The 14,722-nt window shown below is 54.3% G+C and carries 10 protein-coding genes; 1 reads left to right on the top strand and 9 read right to left on the bottom strand.

Annotation, left to right across the window (positions count from 1 at the left end; all coding sequences use genetic code 11):
- Nucleotides 1-78 precede the first annotated feature (78 nt).
- On the top strand, nt 79-537 hold the full coding sequence (locus I9H09_RS13935) for a metallophosphoesterase family protein (RefSeq protein WP_122312132.1): 459 nt from the start codon (nt 79-81) through the stop codon (nt 535-537).
- A gap of 31 nt (nt 538-568) precedes the next feature.
- Here the strand turns inward: I9H09_RS13935 and tssM are convergent, their stop codons facing one another.
- The 9 genes from tssM to tssF all read right to left on the bottom strand — a co-directional run bounded on the left by tssM (nt 569) and on the right by tssF (nt 14,696).
- Nucleotides 569-4,072 carry a type VI secretion system membrane subunit TssM gene (gene tssM / locus I9H09_RS13940; protein ID WP_122347262.1) on the bottom strand — a complete coding sequence of 1,168 codons (3,504 nt, stop codon included), beginning with the start codon at nt 4,070-4,072 and terminating at the stop codon, nt 569-571.
- 8 nt (nt 4,073-4,080) lie between these two features.
- Nucleotides 4,081-4,944 (bottom strand): type IVB secretion system protein IcmH/DotU, encoded by an 864-nt coding sequence (gene icmH, locus I9H09_RS13945; protein ID WP_413469785.1) that lies wholly within the window; start codon nt 4,942-4,944, stop codon nt 4,081-4,083.
- Nucleotides 4,945-4,958: 14 nt separating this feature from the next.
- A complete protein-coding gene (gene tssK, locus I9H09_RS13950; RefSeq protein WP_055003075.1) occupies nt 4,959-6,290 on the bottom strand; it encodes a type VI secretion system baseplate subunit TssK in 1,332 nt (443 codons plus the stop codon).
- Nucleotides 6,287-6,778, bottom strand: coding sequence for a type VI secretion system lipoprotein TssJ (gene tssJ, locus I9H09_RS13955; RefSeq protein WP_024671199.1), 492 nt, complete (start codon nt 6,776-6,778; stop codon nt 6,287-6,289). The genes tssK and tssJ overlap by 4 nt, the downstream gene beginning before the upstream one ends.
- 14 nt (nt 6,779-6,792) lie before the next feature.
- A complete protein-coding gene (locus I9H09_RS13960; RefSeq protein WP_223810513.1) occupies nt 6,793-7,587 on the bottom strand; it encodes a type VI secretion system-associated FHA domain protein in 795 nt (264 codons plus the stop codon).
- A gap of 206 nt (nt 7,588-7,793) precedes the next feature.
- Nucleotides 7,794-9,323 (bottom strand): sigma-54 interaction domain-containing protein, encoded by a 1,530-nt coding sequence (locus tag I9H09_RS13965; protein WP_122347263.1) that lies wholly within the window; start codon nt 9,321-9,323, stop codon nt 7,794-7,796.
- Between the two features lies 1 nt (nt 9,324).
- The gene (gene tssH / locus I9H09_RS13970; protein WP_236502539.1) at nt 9,325-11,928 is read right to left on the bottom strand and encodes a type VI secretion system ATPase TssH; all 2,604 of its coding nucleotides are present in this window, start codon (nt 11,926-11,928) and stop codon (nt 9,325-9,327) included.
- A gap of 9 nt (nt 11,929-11,937) precedes the next feature.
- The gene (gene tssG, locus I9H09_RS13975) at nt 11,938-12,945 is read right to left on the bottom strand and encodes a type VI secretion system baseplate subunit TssG (protein ID WP_122312136.1); all 1,008 of its coding nucleotides are present in this window, start codon (nt 12,943-12,945) and stop codon (nt 11,938-11,940) included.
- Nucleotides 12,909-14,696: a type VI secretion system baseplate subunit TssF gene (gene tssF, locus I9H09_RS13980; protein WP_183142458.1), complete on the bottom strand. Its 1,788-nt coding sequence runs from the start codon at nt 14,694-14,696 to the stop codon at nt 12,909-12,911. The genes tssG and tssF overlap by 37 nt, the downstream gene beginning before the upstream one ends.
- Nucleotides 14,697-14,722 lie beyond the last annotated feature (26 nt).

Below are 14,722 nucleotides of genomic sequence, written 5' to 3' on the forward strand. Positions count from 1 at the left end.
GCATGGCGCCTGCAGGTTATCAACCACCCGCTTTGACAGCTACACTGCATCCCTACCCGCCCAGCCCCGAGGCCCTGCATGAAAGTTGGCGTGATTTCCGACACCCATGGGTTGCTCCGTCCCGAAGCGATTGCTGCGCTTGAGCACTGCGATGCAATCATCCATGCCGGCGACATCGGCAGCCAGGATATCGTTGAGCAACTGGCCGCCCTCGCCCAGCTGCACATTGTGCGCGGCAACAACGACATGACTGCAGAATGGGCAACGCCCATCGCTGACTACCTGCGTTTCGACATCGAAGGCTGGCAAGCGCTGCTGGTCCACGACATCGCCGACGTACCCGCGCTGCTGGATAACAGCGTGAGGCTGGTCATCACCGGTCACTCGCACAAACCCCTCATCGAATGGCGCGGCGATGTGCTGTATCTCAACCCGGGCAGCGCCGGAAGAAGACGCTTCAAGCTGCCAGTGACGCTAGCGCTGCTTGAAGTGAGTCCGGATTTGATGGAGCCGAGCCTTGTCAGGTTGATCGACTGACAGGCATGCAACCAGCGTTTTATCGCTGTCATCAAAGCTGCGCAGGCATACGAAAGTCACGTAATGCGCTCATATCGAACGGGTTCGGTGCACGCTGGCTCGACAGTAGATAGTTGGCTCGCATTCCGCCCACATCCGCTTTGAGCAGAAGCACATCTCGTCCTTTCAAAGGCTCGGTCTGCATTAAATCCATGAGACGGAACAGCGACCACGGCCCGGAATTTTTCTCTATGCCAAGCGGGCGTCCGACCATGCCCTCCATGACCAGGCTGGCGCGTCCGTCCAAGGTGTCAACCGGCCACATGAACGGTGTCGGCACGATTGGACCGTGTTGATACTCAAGCGACTGGTCACCAAGACGAAACTCTGCTCGACGCACGCCGGGGTCAAGGGTGTGAGGCTCAAGCGTGAAGCGGATTTGCGGCTCCTGGGCACTCTCGGCAAAGAAGCTTTTACGAATATTGTAAACACTGGCCATCTGATCCAGATACGCATGGCTCATCGGCAAACTGTACCCATCGATGCTGCGCAGGCGATAGCGGCCGGGATCGCCGCTCACAAACGGCTTCAGATAATTCTCGAAGAAGCGTTCCGCGATACCCTGCGCCTTGAAGAACTCGCGAAAATCATTAAGTGCTACGTCACTGCTGCTATGAGCGTGAAACGGATATCGTTTGTCGAGTGACTGGCTGTAGAAGCTGTAGAGTTCGGACTTGTAACGCTGATTGAGGTATTGATGAGACTGGTGCAGCACGAAGCTCCAGCTATCTTCTGCCAACGTATTCATCCAGCCACCGACAGGCTGAGGCAATATCGTCGCTGCATTGCGCAGTTTGCTCAAAGCATCCTGCTGTCCTGACATCCGCCCCTTGGCCATTTCGTACGCAGCCCTTTCAGGCTGACCGGAACGACTCAGCGCAGCCATCTGCATCTGCAGTTCATCAATAGCGCTCAGAGCTTTAGTCAGATCGGCAGCCGGCCCATTCTCCCCATCCAGCAAGCGATGCAACGTATCGAAACGACGCTGCAAGGCCCTCTTGGCTGTATCGGGCAAAGCGTTGGCAACCGATGCCTGCAATTGCTCGCCAGTCTCGGTGAGTTGAGTGGGCACTGCAGATGTCGCCACCGCTTTACCAGCTTGCGCCTTCAGGCTGTCAAGACGGTCTGCAAGAGTGGGAAAACGCGTGTTATCTCGTACTTCGTTCAGTAACTGAAGCAACGGCGAATGGGCTGCCGTCAAGCCAGCCATTTGCAAGGCAGCCTGCCGGGTTCCTTCGAAGGGTTGCAAGGAAACCCTGCCGATAGCCTCGGCCCAGTGATCGGCATAATCACGAAAATATAACTTTTCCAATTCAACCATCAGGGCGCGCAGTTGCGCTGCGCTAAACGGTGTACTTTCACCAAGAACCCAGTTATTGCGCATGATTTCAGTCACTACGTCAGTGCCGTGAGTGACAAAATACTGCTCATAGCCATGCCGAGTGTAGAGCCCTGGAATTCGATAATCTGTCCCTGCCAATACAGTTTCTTGAGGCCCGGTGTGCCGGCCAAGACTGTAATCGGGCAATGAATGTGCTTTTTCACGCAACGCTCGATAGACCACGTGGGCAAAAGATTCATTGCGCAGCGTTTTACGCGCCTGGGCCACAAGTGCATCGTTGACCGGATAAGCAAAAGGCAGAGCCATCAAGCGCTTGAAGTGCTGGTTAAGCTCGCGCTGGGCCTGCGCATGGCCGGCATAACGAATTGACCAATCGGCGGCGGTCCACTCTTCAAGTGCGGAAGGTATCCGGTGCTCGCTGTTAACAAGCATCAGATAGGCACGCAGACTGCTCAGCAAAAGCTCGCGATCCTCCAGGCTGGCCAGTATCCGGGCTTCGAACATGCGCACTATTCGTGGAAGTAGTTGAGTTTGCAGTTCCACATGGTAGGCACTTAGAAGCACATCGTTGACGGCCTGTCCCTGATACAGCCCGGTGCGTTCGTAAAGTGCCACATCGTTACTGTCTGGAAATACAAGGGCGGCCTGGTGACGCATGTTCAAAGTATCCAGGACAGCCAACAGATCATCGTCTGCAGTCAGTGATGAACGCTGTCGAGTCAGTTGCTCGCCAAGGACACGAAGCGTTTCAAGTCGGTCATGACTGGCACTGAAACCTGTTACCCACAACGCTCCGAACGCCCCCAGAAACAACAGTGCCGCAGCGTACATTCCTCTCTGACGCCACTGAATCTTTCGCCACGTTTTTTTATCCAGCGTGGCCAGATCGGATTCCGGGAAAATCACATGGCGCAACAAGTCATGGATAAACCGTGCTTTTCCGACGTGCTGATCAGGCAGCCCGCTATCCTCGTTCAGCCCAGGCTGATCGCCGCGCTGAACCAGATGCGGCGCCCGGGTCAGGTAAAAACCACGCAGTTGACTGGCACGCTGATAGCGATTCCCGGAAAACGCAAGCTCTGCGAAGAGACCGAGTCGGCGCTCGATGCTTCCAAGGCAGTTCGGGAACTCGAGCATCGCCCCGCGGCGCCGACTGTCGCGCTCTTGATGAATGCGGCCAATCACCTGGCTGCCAAGGCGCTGGAGCAGGTTGTCGAACTCCATACCGAGGACGCCGACATCGCTTCCCTGTTGCCCACTCCTGAAAGTTGCTCCAAAGACCTGCGCACTTTCTTCCAGGGACAACTGGTCAAAAAACTCATCAAACCCGGCGATGGAGTCAGCCTTGGTCAACACCAGATAAACAGGTACATCGACATGCAAGGTTCGATAAATCTCGTCGAGGCGAACACGTACATCGTCAGCAAGTTTCTGCAGGCGATTATCACGTTCATCGAGCAGTATGCCTACCGGCAGGGTGATCAACACACCACCGAGCGGGTGTGTTCGGTGACGGCCGCGCAACAATTCAAGCAGCGTCTTCCAGGCACTGCCGTCTACCTCCGGCTCGGGCTGATCAAGGTAGCGGCCCGATGTATCCAGAAGGATTGCCTGCTCAGTAAAGTACCAACTACAACTGCTGGTACTGCTCGCATCACGTGTCAGCTTGCGACCGGACCTGTCGAGGGGGAAATCGAGTCCTGAAAAGTCCAAAAGGCTAGTCTTGCCGCTGCCCTGCGGCCCCATCAGCATATACCAGGGCAGCGCCTGCCGACCCCGCGCACCCAACTCACCATATAAAGCGGAATTCTTGATTACCTGCCGGGCGTCCTTGAATCGACTGAAGAGCTCCAGCTGCTCTTTTTCTCTGGCAAGGGACTGGCGCAGACGCTCCTGACCTGTCTGGCTTTCTGCAGCAAGTTTTCTTTTCAAACCACTGCGCCAGTTGGCGAAAACGTTCCAGAGCCCCCAGACCAGAAACAACGCACTGATCGTTAGCAAGCGCGCGCTGGGGCTCTCCCAGAACCTGCGGTCGGCTACTGCCAGCAAAGGACCGAATGCCCAGATTATTATCGCCAGTGCGCCCACCACCAGCAGCGACCAGAGCCAGGTGCTGCACAATAGTGTGACGAGTTTCTTGAACAAGGTTTTCATTGAATCTCTCACTTCGATACCCGCATCTCATGCGCAGCCAGCGCCGCAGAATGATGAGGTTTGAGCACAGCCTCACGCTGCTCGCCGAGAACCCAGGCAAACCCTGAATACATCACTGTCAGACTGATGCCGGTAAACAATGCAATCAGCCAGATCGGGAGGACTCGCAGTTGACGGACGCCTGAAGAGTTAACGCCCTGCCAATGGGGCGACAGCGTTCGTGACACATCACCTCTCACGTGTCGTATCTGTCGATAGAGCCCATCGCGAATGTCCTCGAGCTCGTTACCCCTGCGAAGGTTAGAGCGGTATTTCCCCTCGAAACCGAGAGCCAGACACAGGTACATCAGTTCAAGCATCGGCAAATGCATGAACGGATTGGAGGATAGTTTTTCAAGGAGCTGAAAGAATTTTTCGCCGCCGAATGTTTCCTTGTGAAAGCGGCTGAGCAGACTGATCTTCGACCAGTCGCTTTTGCTGCCCCAAGGAGTATTCAGTACAGCCTCATCCACCAACGTACACAGCACGTAACGCGCCGCCAGCATCTGATCGGTGGCTATAGCGCGTTGCCGGGCTTCTGACTCGAACTGTTTTACCTGGTCCGAAAGCTGAACGTTCAGCGAATGGATATCCCCAACACTGTCTGTCGAAGACAGCCTCGACACTTGGGCCAATAGTCCGCTCGCTGCTGCGACAAGTGGATTGACATGCGCATTGAAGCGCTTTTCAGGCATTCGCCGAGCGCTTTCCACAAGGCGATCCTGCAGGCCTTCGAAATGATCTCTGTGGTGAATGTCGCTGAACCTGTCGCTTTGCAGATCCTCGTCGTTCTGGCCATAAATGACTGCGTAACCATCGCGTCTGCTTTCCATGTCGGGCACTCTGCTCAATTTCTGATCGCCCAGAACTGCAATTCAAGTCCGGGAAACTCGCCTGAAACGTGAAAGGCAAAACCTCCGGACTTATCAATTGTTTCTCGCTCCCGCGCGTCGAGGTCGAGAACGAAGTAGGTCTTGGCGGCGTGAAACGGAATCTGCCGCGGAGCCACAGGCAGTGGCCGAAGGCGAATGCCTGGCAAGTGCAAGCCAACCAGCTCGCGAATACTTTCCACAGAACCTATTTTGAGGTGTGAAGGCAATCGCAGACGCAGCTCTTCAGCATCGCAGTGCGCACGGGCAGCGAGGACAAACGACGCAGCCCCCAGCAACTCGCTGTCCACTCGCGGCGACACCAGAACACCGTACTGCCGGGGCTGTAATTCGAGTTCCTGCGCATGCTGTTCAAGCACCATCGACAACATCTGCCGAATAGCGAGCATCACGCTCCTGAACGTTGCGCCCTGATCACTGTGCTGATAACTGCTCTCCAAGCGAGGACGGCGGCTGTCATCGCCAAACGTCGACAGCTCGCCCAACAGCGTCAGCAATAACCGATACAGCTCTTCCGGATGTATATGCCCGATATTCAGAAAGTGCCGAAGTATCAACGCATTGCGGTTGACGATCTGCAGCATCATGAAATCACCCAGTTCCGCCCCGCTCGCCTGCCCCGTCGAACCGATTCGTTCGGCAATCACGTCTCCGCGGTGGAGAAGCAGAGCTGAAACCTCCTTCAGACAGGACATCAGATAACGGGAGCCACTGGCGCACAGGGACGTGGGAGAAAATGCCGCATCCAGTGTTAGCGACCTGTCAGGGCCACAGATAAGGATATGACACAGCTTGAGCATCGCGTACGCGCTTTCGCCCCTGGGCTCGCCCAGTAACAATCGAAATTCCGGCCGTGCACAGAAGACCGGTGTCGAACTGTCTTCCCCGGCGTTTGAATCAGAAATACTGGCTGAATAGGCTGTGAAGCGCGTCACAGCGTCAGGCTGTTCATGACCGCGTGCTTCAACGCAATTGCCTGCCACTATCGGCAAGGCAATGTACACCGCCATGTTTGAGGTATTGGCCGGGATGTCCAAAACTAGTGGTGTGTCATGATCGCGTATATCGAAAACGCTGCCGTCCGGCAGGATGCCCGAGGCATGAGCAAGAACGATCTGGCCCGACCCCAGAAATTGCGGATCGATTGCAACTGCGGTGAATCCCCAGTTGTAAGGGCCTGCCAACCGAGTGCGAACCCTTAACTGATGATCGTAATAACGGTCGTTATGCTGGAAGTGCTGCGGACGCAACAACATGCCTTCTTGCCAGATGACCTTGTGTGAATTCATAGCGAATTTCCTGCATGGGCCCGATTATCGGTCCGATAAATGCCAGACTCACCCAGCAAGAAAACAGCACGATTCTGCTGCCCCGGCGACACCTGAATGACATGACGCCATCGGGTTTCCGACAGGTTTCTATAAGCAGCCAGCACAGCGAAATACCGACTGCCTTCATGCAGTTTCAATTTCAACTCAATGCGGTCGCCTGGGCGAAGTTCAACAATTTCACTGGCTGCAAGATCGTTTGCCAATACATCTTCAGTGCGTTGATAAAGAGAAAAGAAATCCATCGATTCGGCCGTGGTCGGGCGCTTCAGTTCCAGTAACTTGATCACCACTGGTGAGGGCCTGCCATTGATATCCGGGTTCAACTGATTGTCTGCAATCACACTAATATCCAGACGCGTCTGTTTTGAATAAGGCGAAAGAACCGAGCAGCCGGCGAGCAGGCTCAACAGCAGCAGCGGCAGTCGCCGGAAAAAAGAAAAACGCATGAAAGTAAGGCCTGTCAGTCGTGATAGAAGTTAGCGATCAAAGGAAAGTGCTGCTCATAAGCAGACACAAAGTTTTTAGCCAGCAGCGTCTTGCTCCATGTGTCACTTTGCGTCAGGTCTTGGTGATGCCTGACATAATCACGCCAGCGGCGGGCATCCGTCAGTATCCAGGGCTTGCCCCGATCATGTTCAAATTGCCAGACCAGCTGCTGCGGAGAAAAATGCTCGACCGCCGCATGCGCCATTGCACGACAACCTGCCAGCACCGAAGCTTCATGAGCCTCCAGCTCCCGAAATACCCGAGAAATAACCTTCGTATCCAAGAGAGGCGCTTGCTCATCTCTCAGCAAGCTTTTCATGATTGCCTCGACACTCGCACCCTCAAATGCCCTGACCCTCTGGCAAGCCGTTTTTGAGAGGCCTACCTCCAGCTCGTCTACTCTCTCGCTGCGAGCCTTTAGTGTCCGTTGCAGACCGCTCAGGCAACGCTTGAACAGGCGCACACTCTTTACAACGCAAGCTTCGCGTGTCGTCGGATCAACAGAAGCGAGTTCAATACCCAGTACGTCACTTAGCTGTTGCCAGAACAAACCTGCTTGATGCTCTGGCTGATCAGGACAGTCGCCTGACGGATCGGGTACGGGCACCGACACACGTCGTGGCAGGGATAAGTAACATCCGTCACTACTTGAACAGTCTGAATAGTGGCGGGTGGCATGGTTACTTTCCAGGAAGGAAGTCAACCCGCTCTCAGGACGACCGGTATGATCAGCCCCTGCCGTATGGCCTGTTTCTAATGCATCGTCCATGCACATCTCTCTTTATCGTTATTGATTGCGAGTGGCAGGCGCCGGGTTGCCCAGCGTCCGATATTGATCGTCGCTGAATATAAAGTGGCCCGTGCAACCGCCAAGACAAATCAACGCAGTCATTACAAATGGCAGCGTGCGCCAACAATGAATAGTCATTGAAGTCATCTCCAGAAAAACAAGTAAATACGAATACGCGTCCGCGTTTAACCAGTCCCGCCATGAGCAGCACCTAGTTTCAGGTGAGCCAGGCGATACAGCAGCGTGCGCCGCGACACTCCCAACGTACGTGCAGCAAGACTTCGATTGCCGTCGCTGTCGCGCAGACACTCAAGCAAAACACCACGCTCGAATTGCTCGATACGTTCACGCAACGTGAAGGCCGCGGGACAACTGATGGCATCGGTGGCAATAGGAAAGTGCTCTGGCCTTAACTCATCGTCCTCGCACAGCAACAGCGCGCGCTCGACAAACCCTTTCAGTTCACGAACGTTGCCCGGGAAGGCGTAGCCAGACAAAACGTCCAGTGCGGCTTTCGACCATTGCACAGCGCTACGTTGTGAGCGCTGGCAAACCGCGTCGGAAAAATGCCTGGCCAGTAGTTCAATGTCCTCTATGCGTTGACGCAACGGAGGCAGCTCAACGGGAAACTGCGCCAACCGGTAATAAAGATCTTCACGAAAGCGCCCCTCTGCAATCAACTTCGGGAGATCTCGATGAGTCGCCGCAATGATTCGCACATCAACTTTGCGAACCTCGTTGGAACCCAGTGGCCGAATCTCCCCTTCCTGCAATACCCGCAGAAGCTTGGCCTGTAGCAGCATGGGCATGTCACCGATTTCATCGAGCAGAAGCGTACCTCCGTGCGCAGCATCAAACAGGCCGCGCCGATCTCGATCCGCTCCGGTAAAAGCGCCCTTGCGATAGCCAAACAGCTCGCTTTCCAGAAGCGCTTCCGGAAATGCAGCACAATTTTGCACAACGAAAGCGTTCGAGCGCCGCGGGCCATGTTCATGTATCGCACGCGATACAATTTCCTTGCCTGTGCCTGTCTCTCCGGTAAGCAATACGGTGCACGAACTGTCGAGGACTTTACCCAGAAGACGAGTTGTGCGTTTCAGCGCAGCGCTGTTTCCCGTCAACCCGTAGTGCGCTGCCTGAGGTGGGCGTACCGTCGGACTAGGTGGCGCGCCTGCGGTATTGTTCAAAGGTTCCAGAAGCAGCAATTGTGAAATGACAAATGCTCCCAGTGCGCCTAGCGATTCTGCGTAGCATTCCAGCTCCCTACGGCAACTGCTCACACAGATCAGCAACCCCACAGGATCTTTTTCGCGCCCAGGCAACGGGATGCATAACAGCGATTTCCAACTCTCGGCTCGAACAGGCAGAAAACGAACGTCATTCAAGCTGGCGCTGATTTCCTGAAGGCTGACAACCTTGTTTTTCTGGAGACTTAGCTGCAGCAGTGGCTGATCGCTCCAGTTATTTGCTGACGCCTTTGCTGTATCGGGCTGAATGACGCCATCCATTATTTCTGCAGTGAGGCTGAGACGTTTCTGAGTAGGACTCTGCATAAATAACTGAGCTGCCTCACAACCACTCAACTCGGCGGCGAACCGGACGAAATCATGCAGTAACGATCGTTTGTCGCCTGAAAGCGAAAGGCTTGAGTAATACGATAATAGTTTTTGCGCGTAGCTCAGCGGATCAGGTAGCGCATGGAAAGTCGAGGCCACCTTATTTGCACTCACAGACAATGTCGCCCGAACTGTCCAGCGTAGCGTGAACCGTGAGAAGCATAGCGTCGCTGTTGCTCGCAAGAAGCAAAGCGTCCGCGATGAGCGGGGTCAGTTGCGACGCCAGTACGTGGTCAATCAGCCTGGCACCGCTGTCGAGTTGCGCGCAGTTTTCAAGCAGATGAAAAACCAGTTCCTCGGAATAGCTGAACGTCAGTCCGCGTCCTTCAAGCTTCTCCACAAGATGATCCAGCTTTAATTCAATCAGCTCTTGAAGCACCAGGCCACTGATGGGATAGAAAGGAAGCACGCGCATTCTGGCGAGCAATGCGGGTTTGAAGTGACCCACAAGCACCGGGTTTATCGCACGCACCAGCGTATCGCTTTCCGGCCTTTTGCCGTCTCGGCAGAGTGAATGTATAAGGTCGCCGCCAAGGTTGGAGGTCATCAGAATAAGCGTATTACGGAAGTCTATTTCTCGCCCCTCGCCATCGTTCGCTACGCCTTTATCGAAAATCTGATAGAACAGGTTCAATACATCGGGATCAGCTTTATCCACCTCATCAAGTAAAATTACCGAGTAAGGTTTCTGTCGCACAGCATCAGTCAGCATGCCCCCTTCCCCATAACCGACATAACCAGGTGGCGCTCCGATCAAGCGCGAGACCGTGTGCTTTTCCTGAAACTCGGACATGTTGATCGTGATAAGAAAACGGTCACCGCCGTACAGCAGGTCAGCAAGAGCGAGGGCTGTTTCGGTCTTGCCTACTCCGCTGGGGCCCGTCAACAGGAATACTCCCGACGGTGCATTGAGCGCACTCAATCCGGCGGCAGATACTCTTACGGATTGTTCAAGTACCTGAATCGCCGGCTCCTGCCCACGAATGCGCAGACGCAACGCAGAAGAGAGGCCGGTAATTTCCGAACTGTGCGCTTGCGCCAGCTGCGACAACGGAATGCCTGTCCAGGCATTGACCACTTCCGCTATCAGCCTCGGACACACTTCAAAACTGACAAGACGGTCATCAGCTTGAGTATCCATGAGCGTTTGCCGGGCCTGAACCAAATCGGATTCCTGTGCCTCTGTGGAACGACATTTACTGTTTGGGTTAACCGGGCCTTCGCGCTTTACTGCAGGGTGTGCGTGATGGCTGCGTAGATCGAGCAGCCGCCGAGCGGCGCTCTGTTGATCAGCCCACATGACTTCCAGTGCGGGCAACTCTTGCTGAATGCGTGAAAGATCCGATGCCAGTGTATTCAACACTTTTTCATCCACAAGAAGCCCCGCAGCTGCGTCACGCTGCACTGCGTCATAATGCCTCTGGTATTGAGTCCGATCTGCTCGCAGACGCTCGATGCGTTCGGGCACGGCAACCAGACTGACTCGCACGCGAGCACAGGCCGTATCGAGCAGATCGATTGCCTTGTCAGGCAGTTGTCGCCCCGAAATATAACGTGCCGATAGTCGAGCAGCGGCAACCACAGCGTCATCGCGCAGATAGACGCCATGGCTGCGCTCATATAGCGGGGCGAGCCCACGCAAAATGATGATGGCCTGCTCCAACGTTGGTTCCAGTACTCGCACAGGCTGAAAACGCCGCGCAAGCGCAGGGTCTTTCTCGAAGTATTGCCTGTACTCGGTCCAGGTAGTCGCTGCAATGGTGCGCAATTCGCCGCGAGCCAGTGCCGGTTTCAACAGATTGGCTGCGTCCGAACCTCCCGCCTGCGAACCGGCCCCGATCAGCGTATGAGCCTCGTCAATGAAAAGAATGACAGGTATCGGCGAAGACTTGACCTCATCGATGACTCCCTTCAAGCGACGTTCAAACTCACCCTTGATGCTGGCGCCTGCCTGAAGCAATCCCATATCCAGAGATAAAAGCTCGACGTTCTTCAAGAGATCAGGGACCTGTCCTGCAACGATTCTCAGCGCCAACCCTTCAACAATCGCAGTTTTGCCAACCCCGGCCTCGCCTACCACAATCGGGTTGTTCTTGCGCCGACGAGCCAGTATGTCGACCATCTGACGCAAACAGTCGTCACGGCACAGTACCGGATCCAGCTCACCCCTCCTGGCCTGTTGCGTCAGGTTATGAGTGAAGCGCTCAAGAAGCGACTCGCTTGGGCTCGCTGTAGTTCGGGATGTTCCGGATGCCTGCTCTGCAAGGGCGAAGTCACGAAATCGCTCGATGTTGATTTTTGCCAGCAGCGGCTGATAGGGGCGATCGGCATAACGCAAAGGGTTACGCAGCAAAGCGAGAATAAGTGCAGCCTGATCAATCTGGCTCTGCCCCAAATCCAGATTGGAAATCAATAAGGCGTCCTGAAGCCACTGAACAAGTTCGGCAGCAAATACCGGGTTGGAAGCCCCACAGTATTCAGCTGGCGGGAGCAAGAGGCTTGCGAAATCGGCAGCCGCTATACTAGCGTCATTCAAAGCACGTACTAGCATGCCGTCAGGACGCTCCACCAAGGCAATCAGTAGATCTTCGACAAGAATTCTGTTGCTGCCCCGGGAAACGCAACGCTCGGCTGTCCCCTCAAGCTCTATGCGAGTGGGCACGTCAAGAGCTTGAACGAGTTGCTGCAGGTCTGGGTTGATCATAGTTAGTCCTTAATGACTCGGTCTGTTGAGACGGACCAGACCCTGAGCACGCTCATGGCCTAACCAGGTGGTCCAGCCCAGACGACAGGTGTTCGTCTGGGCAATGCGAAGTTCCCTGATGTCTTCATTCAGAAGCTCAAGACAGATGTCGTAATCCAACGGATCGCGCAGGGTGAACCGCACCAAGGCGCCCAACGGCGCATAGCCTGCGCCGATGGGTAGAAATTCGTGGAACCGCGCCCAATCCAGTTGTTTTATATGGATACGAAATTTGCCTCCCCGGTCAGGAACCCTGGTGCCCAACACTGCGTTTTTCCCTAGCTGGCTACTGCTCTTGCCAAGACGATTAGTCTGCGAATGATCGATGCACACCGATCGCTCCACACACTGTTCTATGAACAACTGAGCGTGCTTGAAGTAATAACGGAGTACTGACTCGATCAGGGCGGCGGAATGTGCACGCAGGCTAAGCAGTCCCAAATAAGGTAATAAGCGCTTCCAGTTCAATTCCGTGGTGTTGCGTATGCACGTCCCGTGCAACCCGATTAACGCAAACAGCTGTTCGGAAAACCGGTCGTTTGCGCCTCGGGCGAACACCGCGTGATAGCGGTACTTACGCCAAACGGGCAACAGCAGTTTTTGTAGACGATGATTGAAGATACCCAGAAAATCCCGCGTGGTATTAGGTTTGTCCAACTCCCCCAACGCTTGTTCGGCGTAAAATGCAGGCAGGGGCGAATCGGAACCGATCAGGCTCATCACGTTGAGGTACAGACGAACATAAAACGTTCCGTTCTCGTGAAAGAAATCCATGCTCTCAATATCACTGCGCGGAAATCCAAACTGTGGATGTGCCCGTAATTCAAGGTACTCATGCAGTTGCTCATCATCGGACTGCGGATGGAGTTCACGCAAGACGTTAAAGATAAGAGGGATCGCCTGGTAAACCGAATATTCCCGTATGCCCTGACTGAGCGCAGTCAAAGTAACGGTTGCTGTCCCATACGTGGTGTCCATTGATAACCACCTCCCTGAGCAGTTTTAACGTGCAGTTCGTGAAAAGAGTTCAAACTCGCGTACAGCGCGAAAAACTCGTTGAGGACTGAAGCAAACAAAAACAGGCCGGCTTCATCGGCAAGCCCTTCGGGTGCTATAAGCAGTTCGGTCTTCACCCCTCTTACCGGTCGGCCTTCATGCAGGCGATCAACGTGCTGGTGGTGGATAGACTTGAGCCCGTTCAACAGACGCTGACTGACCTTTTCGGCGTGCTTGTCGTAATAGCGCGGAAGATCGTAAGTTTCGAGTATCACCTTCAACGCGTCGATACTCGCCAAGGACAGGTAGTTCAGGGACATATTACTGATGACCCGCCATAGAAAATCCTGACCCACCGGCGGCGCGTAACTTTTAGTCGCAGTGGTGATATTACTGAATCTTAAAAAGTCCGGGGTATCGTCGCCTGACCTGCATATTCCGCCTGCGGGGATGCGCAGTGGAAGATCATGATTCGTGCACGTTAACTCAATGGAAATAGTTTCGTTTTTTCGATCAGTACGGACGTCGAAACTTAAATAGGTATCCAGCCCTCCCTGCAAGAGGGAATCTCGATGACGCACGCTGTACCACGGGGCGTTGCCATGGACATCGACAGCAGGATCATGCTCGAATGATTCGAAGGGAACGTAGTGCTGATACCCTTTGCCTCCGGGCTGCCAGCCCGTCACTGCATCAACTGAATAGACACCGCAGCGCTGAGGTCCTAAATGAGCGGGGACCAGCAAATACTCATCCTGCCGGGCATCAGCGAGAATAGGCAGTGCGTCCTGCTTGAACAGGTTGACCACAGGTGTGCAATATAACTTTATGTGTTCAACGGTAGGACGAAGGTTTTGCATGTCCTCGCTGTGCATGTCAAAGACCAACTGAAAACCACGTGCTGTTATCAGATGTTCGTCGAGCACCGACGCAATGACCTCAAGACCTTCAATATCAGAAAAAAGAAATTTTTCTGGAAAGCAAAAGTATTCTTGCAAATAGCGGTAGCCACGGAAGGTATTCAGTGGGTACGGTATCAAGGACTCGTCCTCTGCGAAGCCGACTGGTTTTACACGGTTTGCCGAAATGCTTAACTGAAGTGGTTTCCCATCACGATCTGTCAACGGACTTTCTTGCTCATCCAGCAATAATAACCTGATCCCTTTTAACTTCCGCATGAGGCCGAGGTAAAGCGCCTGGCTGATATGCCGATCACCTGCAAAGTGCAGCCGCAGCCTGCTCAACTTCAGCATGCCCAAGTGCCCTTCTCCGGTCATCGTCAGACTTAAAGTCAATGCTGCGGCCTCGCCATCAGCTGAGTAGGAAACACGTGACAGACTGAGAGGCAGAACCTCTGTCGAAAAGCAGGTACGAAATCGGCAGGCCAGACCCTCCACGGGTTCACTTTCAACAGGCGTATCACGCTCGACGGTGAAGCCAGGTCCTGAAGCGCTCAACGGCTCGAATTGCAACATGCTCATTGCAGGCAAGGGCCGCATATAATTTGGCCACAGCAGTTGCATCAGCGAATGGGTCAATTCAGGTAAATCATCATCCAGTTTTTGACGCAAACGTCCTGTCAGGAAAGCGAATCCTTCAAGTAGACGCTCAACATCCGGATCGCTGCTGCCTTGCCCCAAAAAAGGCGCCAACGCCGGGTTGCGTTCGGAAAACTTGCGCCCTGATTGGCGAAGAGCCATTAGCTCGTCTTGATAATAGTGATTAAATGACAACGCTGGCCTACCCGACTGAACCATAA

It is taken from the genome of Pseudomonas tremae, assembly GCF_023278125.1.
Classification (GTDB): domain Bacteria; phylum Pseudomonadota; class Gammaproteobacteria; order Pseudomonadales; family Pseudomonadaceae; genus Aquipseudomonas; species Aquipseudomonas tremae.

What these genes read in the sequence shown, in the direction of transcription:
- I9H09_RS13935 (WP_122312132.1), top strand. Translation starts at nt 79, where the DNA reads ATGAAAGTTGGCGTGATTTCCGACACCCATGGGTTGCTCCGTCCCGAA.
- tssM (WP_122347262.1), bottom strand. Translation starts at nt 4,072, where the DNA reads ATGAAAACCTTGTTCAAGAAACTCGTCACACTATTGTGCAGCACCTGG.
- icmH (WP_413469785.1), bottom strand. Translation starts at nt 4,944, where the DNA reads ATGGAAAGCAGACGCGATGGTTACGCAGTCATTTATGGCCAGAACGAC.
- tssK (WP_055003075.1), bottom strand. Translation starts at nt 6,290, where the DNA reads ATGAATTCACACAAGGTCATCTGGCAAGAAGGCATGTTGTTGCGTCCG.
- tssJ (WP_024671199.1), bottom strand. Translation starts at nt 6,778, where the DNA reads ATGCGTTTTTCTTTTTTCCGGCGACTGCCGCTGCTGCTGTTGAGCCTG.
- I9H09_RS13960 (WP_223810513.1), bottom strand. Translation starts at nt 7,587, where the DNA reads ATGGACGATGCATTAGAAACAGGCCATACGGCAGGGGCTGATCATACC.
- tssH (WP_236502539.1), bottom strand. Translation starts at nt 11,928, where the DNA reads ATGATCAACCCAGACCTGCAGCAACTCGTTCAAGCTCTTGACGTGCCC.
- tssG (WP_122312136.1), bottom strand. Translation starts at nt 12,945, where the DNA reads ATGGACACCACGTATGGGACAGCAACCGTTACTTTGACTGCGCTCAGT.